This is a genomic window from Chitinivorax sp. B (assembly GCF_005503445.1).
Lineage (GTDB): Bacteria > Pseudomonadota > Gammaproteobacteria > Burkholderiales > SCOH01 > Chitinivorax.
In genome coordinates this window covers 150,313-164,948 of sequence record NZ_SCOH01000003.1, presented here as the reverse complement: position 1 = coordinate 164,948, position 14,636 = coordinate 150,313, and the positions used below count along the sequence as shown (strand labels likewise).

General features: G+C 51.4%; 14 protein-coding genes. 11 read left to right on the top strand and 3 right to left on the bottom strand.

Annotated features, from left to right (window positions below):
* Window positions 1-4 precede the first annotated feature (4 nt).
* The 11 genes from FFS57_RS03330 (at window position 5) to dnaB (ending at window position 12,012) form a co-directional block, all read left to right on the top strand.
* Window positions 5-1,426: a mannose-1-phosphate guanylyltransferase/mannose-6-phosphate isomerase gene (locus FFS57_RS03330; RefSeq protein WP_137936340.1), complete on the top strand. Its 1,422-nt coding sequence runs from the start codon at window positions 5-7 to the stop codon at window positions 1,424-1,426.
* Between the two features lie 128 nt (window positions 1,427-1,554).
* A complete protein-coding gene (locus FFS57_RS03325; RefSeq protein WP_137936339.1) occupies window positions 1,555-2,478 on the top strand; it encodes a branched-chain amino acid transaminase in 924 nt (307 codons plus the stop codon).
* 9 nt (window positions 2,479-2,487) lie between these two features.
* Window positions 2,488-2,694 (top strand): zinc-finger domain-containing protein, encoded by a 207-nt coding sequence (locus FFS57_RS03320; RefSeq protein ID WP_137936338.1) that lies wholly within the window; start codon window positions 2,488-2,490, stop codon window positions 2,692-2,694.
* Between the two features lie 6 nt (window positions 2,695-2,700).
* Window positions 2,701-3,756, top strand: coding sequence for a lipopolysaccharide heptosyltransferase II (gene waaF / locus FFS57_RS03315; protein ID WP_349306714.1), 1,056 nt, complete (start codon window positions 2,701-2,703; stop codon window positions 3,754-3,756).
* A 281-nt stretch (window positions 3,757-4,037) separates the two neighbouring features.
* Complete coding sequence (locus FFS57_RS26070) at window positions 4,038-8,156, top strand: bifunctional diguanylate cyclase/phosphodiesterase (protein WP_137936336.1); 4,119 nt, start codon at window positions 4,038-4,040, stop codon at window positions 8,154-8,156.
* Window positions 8,153-8,902, top strand: a complete 750-nt coding sequence (gene rlmB, locus FFS57_RS03305; RefSeq protein ID WP_137936335.1) for a 23S rRNA (guanosine(2251)-2'-O)-methyltransferase RlmB — start codon at window positions 8,153-8,155, stop codon at window positions 8,900-8,902. The genes FFS57_RS26070 and rlmB overlap by 4 nt, the downstream gene beginning before the upstream one ends.
* A gap of 125 nt (window positions 8,903-9,027) precedes the next feature.
* Window positions 9,028-9,399, top strand: a complete 372-nt coding sequence (gene rpsF / locus FFS57_RS03300; protein WP_137936334.1) for a 30S ribosomal protein S6 — start codon at window positions 9,028-9,030, stop codon at window positions 9,397-9,399.
* Between the two features lie 5 nt (window positions 9,400-9,404).
* Window positions 9,405-9,710, top strand: coding sequence for a primosomal replication protein N (gene priB / locus FFS57_RS03295; RefSeq protein WP_137936333.1), 306 nt, complete (start codon window positions 9,405-9,407; stop codon window positions 9,708-9,710).
* A 2-nt stretch (window positions 9,711-9,712) separates the two neighbouring features.
* A complete protein-coding gene (rpsR, locus tag FFS57_RS03290; protein WP_137936332.1) occupies window positions 9,713-9,940 on the top strand; it encodes a 30S ribosomal protein S18 in 228 nt (75 codons plus the stop codon).
* Between the two features lie 18 nt (window positions 9,941-9,958).
* The gene (gene rplI, locus FFS57_RS03285; protein ID WP_137936331.1) at window positions 9,959-10,408 is read left to right on the top strand and encodes a 50S ribosomal protein L9; all 450 of its coding nucleotides are present in this window, start codon (window positions 9,959-9,961) and stop codon (window positions 10,406-10,408) included.
* Between the two features lie 194 nt (window positions 10,409-10,602).
* The gene (dnaB, locus tag FFS57_RS03280) at window positions 10,603-12,012 is read left to right on the top strand and encodes a replicative DNA helicase (RefSeq protein ID WP_137936330.1); all 1,410 of its coding nucleotides are present in this window, start codon (window positions 10,603-10,605) and stop codon (window positions 12,010-12,012) included.
* A 165-nt stretch (window positions 12,013-12,177) separates the two neighbouring features.
* On the opposite strand, the gene FFS57_RS03275 is transcribed toward dnaB, so the two are convergent.
* The 3 genes from FFS57_RS03275 to FFS57_RS03265 form a co-directional block, all read right to left on the bottom strand.
* Entirely contained in the window at window positions 12,178-12,714 is a 537-nt protein-coding gene (locus FFS57_RS03275; RefSeq protein ID WP_137936329.1) for a hypothetical protein, read from the bottom strand.
* A gap of 298 nt (window positions 12,715-13,012) precedes the next feature.
* Window positions 13,013-13,699 (bottom strand): phosphoadenylyl-sulfate reductase, encoded by a 687-nt coding sequence (locus tag FFS57_RS03270; protein WP_137936328.1) that lies wholly within the window; start codon window positions 13,697-13,699, stop codon window positions 13,013-13,015.
* 52 nt (window positions 13,700-13,751) lie between these two features.
* Window positions 13,752-14,528, bottom strand: a complete 777-nt coding sequence (locus FFS57_RS03265; RefSeq protein ID WP_137936327.1) for a sulfite exporter TauE/SafE family protein — start codon at window positions 14,526-14,528, stop codon at window positions 13,752-13,754.
* Window positions 14,529-14,636 lie beyond the last annotated feature (108 nt).

Genomic DNA, 14,636 nt, shown 5'->3' with positions numbered 1-14,636 from the left:
CAACATGAGGCTACATCCGGTCATTCTCTGTGGTGGAAGTGGTACCCGACTGTGGCCAATGTCCAGGGCAGCACTGCCAAAGCAGTTTCTGCCTTTGGTATCAGATCGGACTATGCTGCAGGAGACCGTGTTACGCCTGACGGGTTTACCTTCACTTGCGTCACCATTGTTGATTTGCAATGAAGAGCACCGCTTCATGGTTGCTGAACAGATGCGGGAAATTCATTGCCAGCCTGAGGCTATTCTGCTGGAGCCGATAGGTCGTAATACCGCGCCAGCGGTAGCCTTGGCAGCGCTGACTATGCTGCAGCGTGATCCCGATGCCATGTTGTTGGTATTGCCTGCCGATCATGTTATTCGTGATGTGATGGCATTTCATACGGCGATTGTTGAGGCGTATGAAGCTGCTATGACTGGTAGCTTGGTTACTTTTGGGATTGCACCGACTTCACCCCATACTGGCTATGGCTATATTCGGCGGGGAGCGCCGCTCTCCGGTAGTGCCAGTGTATTTTCGGTCTCTCAGTTTGTTGAGAAGCCTGATCTGACCACCGCTCAAGGATTCCTGGCAAGCGGGGATTATGCTTGGAATAGTGGTATGTTCTTGTTCAAGGCGGTGCGTTTTGTTGAAGAGTTGACGCGTTTCCGTCCTGATATTTTAGCGGCTTGCCAAGACGCCTTGTCTGACGTATCGACGGATCTTGATTTTTGCCGGATCAAAGCAGACGCTTTTCGGGCTTGTCCATCTGAGTCGATTGATTATGCCGTGATGGAAAGAACTGAACATGCTGCCGTCGTGCCTGCCAATATTGGGTGGAGTGATGTGGGCTCATGGACGGCGTTGTGGGACGTAGCATCACGGGACATGCAGGGAAATGCGTCGCGAGGGGATGTCTACCTGTCTGACGTGAGCAATAGTTATGTTCGCGCGGACAGTCGAATGGTTGCGGTGATTGGCCTTGATGATGTGGTAGTGGTTGAGACCGCGGATGCAGTACTGGTGGCCCATAAAGATCGTGCGCAAGATGTGAAGCAGGTGGTTGCGACACTGAATGCTGAATCGCGTTCCGAATCTACTTTCCATCGGCGAGTATATCGGCCGTGGGGTAGTTATGAGGGAATTGATGCGGGTAACCGCTATCAAGTCAAGCGAATCACCGTCAGTCCAGGGCAGAAGCTCTCGTTGCAGATGCATCATCATCGTGCAGAGCACTGGGTTGTAGTCAGCGGCACTGCCAGGGTGACGTGTGACAATTCCACACGTTTATTGGCTGAGAATCAGTCAACCTATATTCCTTTGGGCTCAACCCACCGACTGGAGAATCCAGGTAAGCTGCCGCTTGAGATTATCGAGGTGCAGTCGGGAGCATATTTGGGTGAGGATGATATCGTTCGCTTCGAGGATGTCTATCATCGTACAGAGTAAATAGTGTGGTTAATTGGCCAAAACACAAGCCCGGCAGAGCCGGGCTTGTGTTTTGTTGACGTCCAGCGAGGGTATTCGAAATCGGTTAAAATAGCAGTTTGCGAGACCAATACAACGAGGAGTGCATTATGTCGATGGCTGATCGTGACGGCCTGATCTGGTACGACGGCAAAATGGTGCAGTGGTGCGATGCGACCACACATGTGCTGACCCATACGCTGCACTATGGCATGGGTGTATTTGAGGGCGTACGTGCATACAAGACGGCAGAAGGCCCGGCTATTTTCCGTTTGCAGGATCACACTGATCGCCTGTTCCGTTCGGCGCACATCCTGGGTATGAAATTGCCCTTCACCAAGGCGCAACTTAATCAGGCCCAGCTGGATGCCATCAAGCAGAACAGTTTGGAATCTGGTTATATTCGACCTATGGCATTTTACGGTGCCGAAGCCATGGGTATCTCCGCCCGTACCTTGTCAACCCACGTGATTGTGGCGGCTTGGCCGTGGGGGGCATACTTGGGTGCTGAGGCTTTGGAAAAGGGTATTCGCGTAAAGACGTCATCATTCACGCGCCACCATGTCAACATTACCATGTGCAAAGCCAAAGCCAATGGAAACTATATGAATTCCATTCTGGCGAATCGTGAGGCTGAACAGGATGGTTATGACGAGGCATTGTTGCTGGATGTCGATGGTTTCGTGGCAGAAGGATCGGGCGAAAATATTTTCATTGTCCGTAAAGGCAAATTGTATACGCCTGATCTGACATCAGCGCTGGAAGGCATTACTCGTGACACCATCGTGCAGTTGGCTGGTGAGTTGGGTATTGAAGTGGTCGAGAAACGGATTACGCGTGATGAAGTTTACACTGCGGATGAGGCGTTCTTTACCGGTACTGCCGCAGAGGTCACGCCTATTCGTGAGCTGGATAATCGGATGATCGGCGAAGGCAATCGGGGCTCGGTTACCACTCGTTTGCAACAACTGTATTTTGACTGTGTTACCGGTAAGGCGGAGCAGCACCGCGACTGGCTAACGTTTGTTAAGTGAGTTCTCATCATGGCTGAAACCAAAGAACTGAATCAACGCGTTGTCGAAGTTACCGATCAGGATCTGCCATTGCACTGCCCGATGCCGGACATGTTGAAATGGAATGCGCACCCACGTGTTTTCCTGGCAATCGAAAAAACGGGTGAAGCCAAGTGTCCTTACTGCGGTACGGATTACAAGCTGAAAGGCGGCCCCAAGGTGGGCGGCCATCACTGATCTGCAATGCCGGCGCCTTGGGCGCCGGTTTCACTTCCTTCCCTTGTTCGTATGACTCGTATTCTTGTTGTCACCCCGTCGTGGGTAGGTGACTGCGTGATGGCGCAGCCTTTGTATCGCTTATTGGCGATACGCTATCCGGATATGGAGCTGGATGTGCTGGCGCCAGCCTGGACATTGCCGTTGCACGCCAGGATGCCGGAGGTTGCCCAGGCACTGGACAACCCTTTTGCACATGGCCAACTACGATTGCTGGACCGGTTTCGTTTAGGGCAGCAACTGCAAGCTCGTCAATATGATCAGGCGATCGTGTTACCCAACTCCCTGAAGTCTGCGTTAGTGCCTTGGTTTGCTCGTATTCCCAAAAGAACCGGATACCTTGGGGAGCAACGCTATGGCTTGTTGAATGACTGGCGTCGTCTGGATGAGGCAGCGATTCCACGGATGGTAGATCGTTTTGCCAGGCTTGCCGCCCCGGAAAATGAATCAGGCTCGGTTGTGACACCCAACCCGCTATTGACGGCTGATGCACAGCAAGTGCAAGCCAGTATGGGGGACAAGCACCTGACCTGTCACCGCCCAGTCGTTGCTTTTTGTCCAGGTGCAGAATATGGCCCTGCCAAACGCTGGCCGGTTGCTCACTTTGCAGATTTGGGTAAATTGGCAGTAGCCGCAGGTGCGCAAGTCTGGATTTTTGGTTCCTCAAAAGAATTGGAAATTGGCGAGGCAATAGCAAGCGGCATTGGTGACCATGTGTTTAATTTGTGTGGCGGAACCTCGTTGGCGCAAGCAATTGATTTGTTGTCCCTGAGCCGTGCGGTGGTAACGAATGATTCGGGCCTGATGCATGTTGCGGCTGCACTGGGTCGACCTGTATTGGCAGTATATGGTTCTTCCAGCCCAATATTTACGCCACCGTTGAGTGACTCAGCGCAAACTATTTCTTTGAATGTGTCATGCAGCCCCTGTTTCAAGCGGGAATGCCCGTTAGGGCATATGAAATGCCTCAATGATTTGACCGCTGATTACGTATGGCCCCAATTGTTTCGTTACTTGAGCTGAATGAATTCGTTGTATAAAAATGCGGTGAGAAATTGCAATGCTATTTATTTATCGAAGGATTGCGTTTAAGATCAGGTTATAGCCTGATAAATAATAATATTCATTTCTCTGCATTCAAATTTCCTGAAATATTTAAGCGGTTCGGTCTTGGTGTCCTGAAAAAAGTAAAACAACCGAATCTTGCTGTGTCGTGAAGGGTTTATTGCTTTGGCAAGTTGGTTGCCTGACCGTTTCGTGTCAAGGGCAGTGATCAGGCTATCCGTTTTATCGCTAAGAGGTGCATGTTGGCAGCAGCGTTTCGCAGTCGATTGTATTCGGCCTGGGCAGGTAACGCCGGGTGGACTGTGCTATTTGCCATCGGTTTGTTGCTCGGAAGCATGCTGGGACATTGCTTCGGTTACGGAGACCAGTCCATTTCGCTGTTGTGGCCACCCTCAGGTATTGCGCTGGCCGGTTTGTTGTTGGGTGGCATGCGCCTGTTGTGGGTCGTGCCACTTGTCTGTCTAGTACTGGGTTGGCATCAAGGTCAGCCGTGGCCCAGTGCAGTGGCTATTGCGTTGGGTTCTACACTGGGTGCGGGACTGAGCGCGCGATTACTGAGTGTCTATACGGCCAAATCACAAATCCTATCTTCACTACGTGATGTGGGTTTGCTGATTCTGATCGGGGCCGTGTTCAATGCAGCTATTTCGGCAAGTTTTGGTGCGTTGGGGTTGTATTCCCCAAGTACACTCAATACCCATTCACTGAATGAAACCTGGTTGATGTGGTGGTTAGCTGAAGTATCCGGTGTATTGCTGATGACACCGCTGATACTTGCCATTGCGGATCGGGATCGCCAGTTCTGGCGTCGCCGCGGCCCAGAACTCTTCTTGCTTGGATTATTGACAACCGTTATCAGTGGCATCGTGTTTGGCGGAATGGGGTGGGTCACATCATCTCATCTGACACTGCAGTTCGTGATCTTTCCATTGATCGTTTGGGGGGCTGTTCGCTTTGGCCATGTCGGTGCGGGTGTGGTGGCGTTATTGGCCTCAACCATTGCAGCTTGGTCGATGCTGATGGGTGATCCAGATGGCATGCCAGGATTTGAGAAGACCTTCTTCCTGTTTGCCTTCATGTCTGTGATGGCCTGTGCTGGCTTGATTCTCGCCGCAACGATCGAGGAGCGCCGACTGACCGTGGACATGTTACATGAGCACCGTTTGCAGGCGCAGTCGGTATTGAACAACTTGCAAACGTTGTTCTACACCAAAGACCTGGAAGGTCGCTATTTGTTGGTCAACCGAGAATTTGCCGAACTGTTCGGTCTGTCAGAGCGAGATGTTGCGGGCTGTACTGCAGCTGACCTGTTCAGTCATGAGGAAGCGCGCAGTCAGCAGGTAAACGATGCATCAGTACTTGGGTCTGGAAAGAACATTCAGTTTGAGGAGAGTTTTGAGCTGGATGACGTCCAATATACCTTCCTGGTCAACAAGTTTCCTCTCTACGACCGTACTGGCAGGTTGGTGGGACTATGTGCCAACGGCATTGACATTACCGAACGGAAGAAGGCCGAAGCGGAGTCGATTGCAGCGCAAGCACGGTTCAGAGCGCTGGTTGAGTCACCCTTGGCTGGTATTGCCATCATCCAGAATGACAACTTGGTTTATGCCAACCCCGAGCTGGCCAATATGGTTGGTTTTAGTGTCGAGGAGCTTTCCGGTCGTGCGTTTGCGTCGCTGATCTGGCCGGAGGACCGGATCATGCTGCATAAGCAACTTGCTGCAGATGCGCATCATCGTGGTCCGGGGCGGCGTATCGGCGTGAAAGTGCGCCATCGAGATGGCAGTTCTATTGATGTTGAGCTACACACCCGTCGATTTGATTACAACGGTAAAGTAGCCACCTTTGGCTTGTTTCTGGATATGCGCCAGCGGTTGGAGACCGAGCGACAACTGGAACTGTATGGTCGAGTTTTCCAGCATTCCACTGATGCCATCTGCGTGGCTGGCGCAGATGAATGCGTGCAGTCTGTAAATGAGGCTTTTCTGCACATCACGGGATATCGTGATGAGGAGATTCGCGGCCAACCACTTTCGGTCATCACACATGCTGTATCGCAGGTTCAGTGCGAGCAAGTGCGTCTCCAGTTACAGGATCAAGGTTACTGGCATGGCGAATATGCAGTTCGTAACAAGTCGGGGGAGGTATTTCCGGTTTGGTTAAGCGTTTTCGTTCTACGGCAATCGGAAGGACTGATCACCAATGTAGTGTCTATCTTCAGTGATATCTCCGAACTGAAGCGGGCTGAGCAAGCCAAGCAGCAGGCCGAAGGAAAGTTTCGGGCCTTGGTCGAGCTATCGTTGGTGGGTTTTTATATCGTACAGGACGACATCCTGCACTATGCCAATCCTACACTGGCTGAGATGGTGGGTTTTGACCAGCACGCCATCATTGGAATGACGGTGATTGATCTGATCGCGCCGGATGATTGGTCTGTCGTGCAGTTGAATCATCGCCGTCGACTGGTGGGTGAAGTGGATCATGTGCGTTATACCTTTCGTGTACGGCATCGAGATGGGCATTTGATTGATGTGGAGGCCCATGGGCGTCGCTTTGAATTCAATGGGCGGCCAGCCATCATTGGTATGTTGATTGATATTAGCGAACGCGTGAAGCAGGAGCGGCAGTTACGATTGGCTGCCAAGGTATTTGACAATGCTCAGGAAGGCATCCTGATTACTGATGCCAATGCCGAAATCATCGCTACCAACCCGGCATTCAGCCGAATTACTGGTTTTGCTGGAAATGAGACAATTGGCAAGGTATCGAGAATGTTCCGGGAGGGGCATGATTCCGGTGACATCAATCGGGACATCCTGATGAGTTTGGAACTCGCGGGTCACTGGCAAGGGGAGTTGATTGATCGCCGAAGTAGCGGCGAGACTTATCCTGCCTGGATGAGTGTCAGTGCTGTCCGTGATGAACAGGGCCGTATTTCGAATTATGTTGGCGTGTTTTCCGACATCACCAGTCGTAAAGAGGCCGAAGAGCGTCTGCATTTTCTTGCCAATCATGATGTGTTGACTCGCTTGCCCAATCGTGCACGCTTGAATGAGCGTTTGGAGCAGTCTTTGGCTCGCCTATATGGGCATGCACATCAATTGGCCGTACTGTTCATCGATTTGGATCGATTCAAAACCATCAATGATACCTTGGGCCATCAGGCGGGGGATTTGCTGCTGCAAGAGGTGGCATTACGGCTCAAGCGTTGCGTTAAAGAGTGGGATTTGATTGCCCGTCTGGGTGGTGATGAGTTCACTATCGTGATGGAAAGCATTACTGATGTACAACATGTGGCCGGCGTGGCAGAGCGCTTGCTTCACGCGTTGGGGCAGCCGTTCGTGCTGGAAGGGCAGGAGTTGTTTGTCACCGCCAGTATCGGTATTGCAATGGGAGCGGAGGATGGTAATGATGCCGCAACCTTGCTCAAGAACGCCGACATCGCCATGTATCGGGCTAAGGAGTTGGGCAAGAACACTTATCAATTCTTTGCATCGGAGATGAATGCACTGGCGCTGGAGCATCTGGTCATGGAGAACAGCTTGCGTTATGCGCTGGAACGGGGCGAATTCGAGCTCCACTACCAAGCCCAGGTTGAGCTGCTGCAACATCGCATCATTGGCATGGAGGCCTTGATCCGTTGGCGGCATCCCGAATTGGGTTTGGTTGCACCTGTCCGTTTCATTCCGTTGGCTGAAGAGAATGGGCTAATTGTACCGATTGGTGAGTGGGTATTGCTAACGGCCTGTCGGCAAGCCAAGAAATGGCAGGATACCGGGTATCCTCCCATTCGTATGGCGGTCAACCTTTCACCACGTCAATTCAGGCCGTTCAGTCTGGTGCAGTCGGTACGCAATGCATTGGCGCAATCTGGGTTGGAACCGCATTGGCTGGAGTTGGAGATTACCGAGAGCATGATTATGCATGATGCCGAGGAGGCGATTGAGATCATGTCTGAGTTGAAGGCAATGGGTGTGCAATTATCAATCGATGACTTTGGTACAGGATACTCATCGTTGAACAATTTGAAGCACTTCCCAATCCATAATCTGAAAATCGATGGTTCCTTTATTGCTGGGGTGCCGAGAGATGGAGAGGATACTGCCATTACTGAAGTGATCATCGCGATGGCGAAGCGGCTTGGTTTAAGTGTTGTGGCCGAGGGGGTGGAGCGGATGGAGCAGTTGGTATTCCTGCGTGAAAATGGTTGTGATCTGGTGCAGGGCTTCATGTTTAGTGAGCCCAAGCCATCAGAAGAAATCGATTTGTTGTTCACCGCGCTTGGCATTTATCAAGACCAGCGTCACAATGACCATCCTCCTGATCTGAAGCCGAAATCGCTGGAACCCGCTTGAACTCAAAACTTATCTTCGGCTTTCATGCCGTCAATGCGCGTCTGCGCCACTTTCCCGATAGTGTGATGGAGCTCTACTTGCTGACACAGCGGCATGACCCTCGTGCCAAAGATGTCGAGCACGCTGCAACACGCGCCGGGGTTCGTATTATTCCTGTTGACATGCAACGTTTGGATGGCTTGGTTGGAGCTGGGCGGCACCAAGGGGTCGCTGCTCTGATTGACGCAGGCAAAAGCCATGTGACACTTGATGATGTTCTGGACAGTTTGGCGGAGCCGCCGTTGCTGCTGGTGCTGGATGGTGTCACGGATCCTCATAACCTGGGTGCCTGCCTGCGTGTGGCCGATGCCATGGGTGCACATGCGGTAGTGGCCCCCAAGGATAAATCGGTCGGGGTTAATGCGACGGTTTCCAAAGTAGCCTGTGGTGCCGCCGAAGTCATGCCGTATGTGACAGTGACCAATCTTGCGCGAACACTTCGCGATCTGAAAGATCGTGGTATTTGGGTTGCAGGAACGGCTGCTGATGGTGAAACCGACCTATTCCATTTCGAACAGACCGGGCCACTGGCTTGGGTGTTGGGGGCGGAAGGAAGTGGTTTGCGCCGGTTAACCCGTGAGCATTGCGATGTCATGGTGAGCATCCCGATGTTTGGCACGGTTGAAAGCCTGAATGTATCAGTGGCATCCGGTTTATGCCTTGCCGAAAGTCGTCGTCAACGTGTAATGGTGAAACCCAACTCGTGACCGGTCGGCAGGTTGGCCGGGCTAATGTCTAGCCATCCATCGAGTAATCAGCTATACTTTCCCGTTTTCCAACCCCTTGCCTTACCGGAACGCATACGGGAGGCTTTTTCCAAAAGGAGTGTTTAATGCGTCATTACGAGATCGTATTCATCGTTCATCCTGATCAAAGCGAGCAGGTGCCGGCGATGGTCGAGCGTTACAAGAACATGGTCGTGAACGGTGGTGGTACGATTCATCGCCTCGAAGACTGGGGCCGTCGTCAATTGGCCTACCCGATTCAAAAAGTTCACAAGGCACATTATGTGTTGATGAACATCGAATGCGGCCAGGATATCCTGGATGAGCTGGAGCATGCATTCAAGTTCAACGACGCTGTTCTGCGCCACCTGACCCTGAAGAAAACCGGTCCGGTGACTGAGCCTTCTCCGATGATGAAAGAAGAGAAGTCGAAGTCCCTGATGAATCAGGAAGGCAAGGGCGACGCCGCTGCGGCGTAACCTGAGTGAGTTGCAATCACGTTGAATTGGAAGGTGTCATCGCCGAATGCGATACGCTTCGGTATACACCGGCAGGTATTCCGATAATCGGTTTCAATCTGTCTCACATATCCCAACAGCAAGAAGCAGGCGTTACTCGTTCTGTGAAATGTATGATGCCTTCATTGGCATTGGGTGATATTGCTTTAGAAGCAAGTCGTCTGCGGGAGAATGTGAGGGTAAAGTTGTCGGGCTTTCTGGCAATGAAAAACCTGAAAAGTACTCAACTTGTATTGCATGTAACCCGAATCGAATACAGTCAAACGAGGTAATCATGTCCCGCAATTTGTTCAAGCGTCGGAAGTTCTGTCGCTTTACCGCTGAAGGCGTCAAGGAAATCGACTACAAAGATATCGATACGCTGAAGGATTTCGTCACTGAAACTGGCAAGATCATTCCTGCCCGTATCACCGGTACCAAGGCTCGCTATCAGCGTCAGCTGTCGGATGCCATCAAGCGCGCGCGCTTCCTGGCTCTGATGCCTTACACTGATCTGCATTAATCTGGGGGAGTTATCACTATGCAAATCATTCTCCTGGAAAAAGTAGCAAATCTGGGTCAGCTGGGTGACGTCGTTAAGGTTAAGGATGGTTACGCACGTAACTTCCTGATCCCGACTGGTCTGGCTAAGCGTGCAACTGACGCTAACCTGAAAGAGTTTGAAGCACGTCGTGTCGAGCTGGAAAAGGCACAAGCCGAGAAGCTGGTTGAAGCACAGGCTCGTGGTGAGAAACTGGTTGGTGCTCGTGTCGAAATCAGCCAGAAGGCTGGTGTTGACGGCCGCCTGTTTGGTTCTGTTACCAATGCTGATATCGCTGAAGCCATCACCAAGTCTGGTATTCAGGTTGCCAAGGCTGAAGTTCGCCTGCCTGAAGGTCCGTTCAAGACGATTGGTGAATACGCGGTTGACGTTGCATTGCACCATGATGTTGTGATTGAAGTAGCTGTTGTGGTTGTGCCTGAAGTGTAAGCTTAAGTACTGCCAATGAAGCAAAAGGGCTGCTATGCAGCCCTTTTGCTTTTTGTTGTTTGCTGTCAGGTATGGGTGCCGTGACGGGGAACTGTAATAGTTGCCGGCATCACCCGGATTCTGCGTTAAAATGACGGTTCGTCCTGTCGCCCCCGTCTCTGGGGGTTTTGTTTTTCCTTGAGTAGTGATGCGCTATGTCAGACTTTGATTTGGTTCCTGAAGACCGTGAATTGCAAATGATCAAGCTGCCGCCCAATTCTGTGGAGGCCGAGCAATCGGTATTGGGTGGCCTGCTGCTTGATAATAAGGCTTGGGATAATGTGGCTGGGCAGATTTCAGAGGTTGACTTCTATCGACATGATCATCGGTTGATCTTCAAGCATATCTTCAAGATGCTTGAGCTTGGGCAGCCTGCCGATGTGGTGACCATCGCAGAATCATTGGAGAAGTCCAATGAATTGCAGCAAGTCGGTGGTTTGGCATATTTGGCCAGCTTGGCGCAAAACACCCCTAGTGCTGCCAATATTGGCCGCTATGCCCACATCGTGCGTGAGCGCTCGATCATGCGGAAATTGGTGGAAGTAGGCACCGAAATTGCTGATTCGGCCTACAACCCGAATGGTCGGGATGCGGCTGAGCTGCTGGATCAGGCTGAGGCCAAGGTTTTCGAGATCGCCGAAAGCAGTGCCAAAGGACGACAGGATTTCCTGACCATGCCGCAATTGGTGTCGGAAGTGGTTGAAAGGATTGATACCCTATATAACCGTGACAATCCAAATGACATTACCGGTATTCCATCGGGCTTTGCAGATCTGGACAATATGACCTCCGGCTTGCAGCGCGGGGACATGATCATTGTGGCGGGTCGTCCATCAATGGGTAAAACCGCTTTCTCCATTAACGTGGCGGAGAATGTGGCCATCAACACTGGGCAGCCGGTCGCCATCTTTAGTATGGAAATGGGTGGGGCTCAACTGGTCATGCGGATGATCGGTTCCGTCGGCAAGCTTGATCAACATAAGATCAAGACGGGACGACTTGAAGATGAAGACTGGCAGAAGTTGACCTACGCAGTGGGTAAGTTGTCCGAGGCTCCTATTTTCATTGATGAATCCGCCGGCCTGTCCGCATTGGAAGTGCGGGCTCGTTCTCGACGATTGGCCCGACAGCACGGGCAGTTGGGCTTGATTGTCATTGACTATATTCAGCTGATGGCGGGAAACAGTAGCGGGGGGCGTGATCAGAATCGTGCGACGGAAGTGGGTGAAATCTCCCGTTCGCTGAAGAGCCTGGCCAAAGAACTGAAAGTGCCGGTTATTGCACTATCGCAACTGTCGCGTAATGTGGAAAGTCGACCGGATAAGCGGCCTATGATGTCTGACCTGCGCGAATCCGGTGCAATTGAACAAGATGCGGATATTATTATCTTCATGTTCCGAGAGGAATATTATTTCCGGGATAAGGAAGAGTTAAAGGGTAAGGCTGAAGCCATCATCAGCAAGCATCGTAATGGCCCAACCGGCAGTGTGCCACTGACATTCCTGGGGCAATTCTCTCGCTTCGAGAATGCGGCATTTACCCGCACCGGCTGGGAGGGGGAGTAATCACTTTGGGTGATTGACCAGCATGGCGTAATTTTAAAAAGCACCTTACATAAAGGTGCTTTTTCTTTGGTTGAATGGGCCGAGCTGAGCCGTAGCATTGATCCGTTATGGACGGCGGCAATTGGCTTTGAATGATGAAATTGCCAGCACAATGGAGGCAGTGGGTTACTCGATAATGACCTTGCCTAATGCCTTGATGGGCTCACCGTTGTTTTCCACCGCGGTCAGCGTTTGGTCACAGGCATACCACCAGTTGATTGGCATTTCACCATCGACTGCATCCAGTGGTAGTTTTCGTTCCAAAATCAATTGTTGTACGGATTCCACCAGTGCCAGAAAGCTGGCAAGAATCTGGTTGCGATTGATTGGATCGGTGGCGTCGTCAAAATGTAATCGAATGCCTTTTTCACGCGATGCGGTCATCAGGAAAGGCTGTGCCTCTTCAAGGGTAACGGGGAATTCTGTCAAATCAACCGGTAGATTGACACGTGAGATATCGGACTCAATATAGCCTAACTTTTTGAGTAGTAAAGAGAAAGTATAGGTTTCGATCTGATTGATAGCTTGATAGACCTGGCTGATCAGGTGACGCGTGACGGATGGGGTAAAGAATGGCTCAACCTCCGATGGCATCCACATTGTGTAGGTGCCTGGCGGCATATTACCCGGGAGTCGTTTTAGGGAGGTAAGAAAGTCGGACATGGTTGCTCCGTGTTGGTAATGCATTGATTCAATAACGTTACTTGGGTGTTGAATCTAGGCGAAATAGGTTTCAGATATCTTGTCGATGAAGTGGGTACTGGCCATCTTACTGCATCCATGTGGCCTCGGTGGAGGGGCCGCCAACCCGAAGTAGTGATGTTCAGCGATCACGTATTTTACTAAGTTGCGCACAAAATACGCGTATTTTTCAGCATATTCTTGATTGAATTGAGTGCCAATTGGTGGGTTTTGGTGGTACAGCGCAACGAGAAGACCCTGGACAAACAGGGTCTGGGAATCAGATTTTCTTGACGTGCAAACCACATTCCTTGTTGGCGGGATCTTCCCACCACCAGCGCCCCGCTCGAATGTCTTCACCCATGGCAATGGCCCGGGTACAGGGAGCGCAGCCAATTGATGGATAATGCTGGTCATGTAGTGCGTTATACGGCACTGCATTGGCGCGAATATATTCCCAGACCTCTTTTTCGGTCCACTCCACCAGTGGGTTGAATTTTTCTAGACCATTGTCTTTGTCAAATTCGTGTTCTGGTAGGTCGGTACGAGTGGTGGATTGCTGCCGGCGCAGGCCTGTAATCCATGCTTTTTTCCCAGCCAAGGCACGTCGTAATGGTTCGATTTTACGGATGTGGCAACAGGACTTACGTAGTTCAACACTTTGATAAAAACCATTGATCCCGTGTTCGTTGACATACTGCTCAACTGAGTCAGTCTTGGGGAAGTAGATTCTGATTGGAACTGAGGGATAGATCTCAGCGGCTTCTTGAATCAAAGCGTAAGTTTCTGCTGGTAAGCGCCCCGTATCCAGGCTGAATACCTCAATAGTGGTGCCAGATTTGGCAATCAGGTCCGTCAGCACCATATCTTCAGCCCCCAAACTATTGGCGAAGACGGCGGGGCTATAGTCGTGGCTGATGCGTTGCAGCAAAGCCAGGGCTGCATCGATTTTGACTTGCAGACTCATTGTGTACTCCAGAAAACACAGTGTTTGAAACGATAATGTCCAAACCCAAAAACTACATCACCAGCTTGGTGCCGACGACGGCGAGCATCAGGGCCAGTGCCGGGCGTAGATAATGATCGGATACTCCACCGGAGAGTTTGCCGCCAAGATAGATGCCAGGTAACGAGCCGATTAGCAATGCCCCCAGTACCTGCCAATCTATATTACCCAAACCTGCATGTCCGATGCCTGCAACCAATGTCAGCGGTACGGCATGGGCGATTTCCGTACCAACCAGGCGTGATGTCGGGATTAATGGATAAAGCAGGAACAGGGCGACAGTCCCCAACGCACCAGCACCAATCGATGACAACGTGACTACGACACCAAGCGACAGCCCTACTGCCAGGGTAATGCCGCGTCGTTCGCTATCGGGTAAGGCAAGCCAGTCGCCGGCGTGGCGCTGTGCGAATTTCAACAATCTCGATTTCAGGATGATGGCCAGGGCCGTAGCAATCAACGCGATACCCAATGCACGCTTGATCAGTGCGTTCAGGCTTTCGATATCGGTATGAATATGATGCATCGCCCACACCGTCAGCAAAGAGGCGGGAACACTACCCAGCGCTAACCAGAGCGTGATGTGCCAGTCGATGTTGCGGTGTTTTTGATGAACATATACCCCACCTGCTTTGGTGATGGCTGCATATAACAAATCGGTTCCGACGGCGGTGGCTGGGTTGATGCCAAAATAGAGCAGGATCGGCGTCATCAGCGAGCCGCCGCCAACTCCCGTCATTCCGACAATGAAACCGACAACAAGGCCTGACAGCGTGTAAATCCATTCCATGGCGGTGCCTACTCTATTGTGGAGTCATGCTATCGCCAGTTCGACAGCAGGTTGATCATCTTAGCAACCGGGTTTATATGCACAAAAGAATAATGTGTTACTATTTTA

Coding starts and splice junctions, on each gene's coding strand:
- FFS57_RS03330 (WP_137936340.1), top strand. CDS start 5: ATGAGGCTACATCCGGTCATTCTCTGTGGTGGAAGTGGTACCCGACTG.
- FFS57_RS03325 (WP_137936339.1), top strand. CDS start 1,555: ATGTCGATGGCTGATCGTGACGGCCTGATCTGGTACGACGGCAAAATG.
- FFS57_RS03320 (WP_137936338.1), top strand. CDS start 2,488: ATGGCTGAAACCAAAGAACTGAATCAACGCGTTGTCGAAGTTACCGAT.
- waaF (WP_349306714.1), top strand. CDS start 2,701: ATGCCGGCGCCTTGGGCGCCGGTTTCACTTCCTTCCCTTGTTCGTATG.
- FFS57_RS26070 (WP_137936336.1), top strand. CDS start 4,038: ATGTTGGCAGCAGCGTTTCGCAGTCGATTGTATTCGGCCTGGGCAGGT.
- rpsF (WP_137936334.1), top strand. CDS start 9,028: ATGCGTCATTACGAGATCGTATTCATCGTTCATCCTGATCAAAGCGAG.
- rpsR (WP_137936332.1), top strand. CDS start 9,713: ATGTCCCGCAATTTGTTCAAGCGTCGGAAGTTCTGTCGCTTTACCGCT.
- rplI (WP_137936331.1), top strand. CDS start 9,959: ATGCAAATCATTCTCCTGGAAAAAGTAGCAAATCTGGGTCAGCTGGGT.
- dnaB (WP_137936330.1), top strand. CDS start 10,603: ATGTCAGACTTTGATTTGGTTCCTGAAGACCGTGAATTGCAAATGATC.
- FFS57_RS03275 (WP_137936329.1), bottom strand. CDS start 12,714: ATGTCCGACTTTCTTACCTCCCTAAAACGACTCCCGGGTAATATGCCG.
- FFS57_RS03270 (WP_137936328.1), bottom strand. CDS start 13,699: ATGAGTCTGCAAGTCAAAATCGATGCAGCCCTGGCTTTGCTGCAACGC.
- FFS57_RS03265 (WP_137936327.1), bottom strand. CDS start 14,528: ATGGAATGGATTTACACGCTGTCAGGCCTTGTTGTCGGTTTCATTGTC.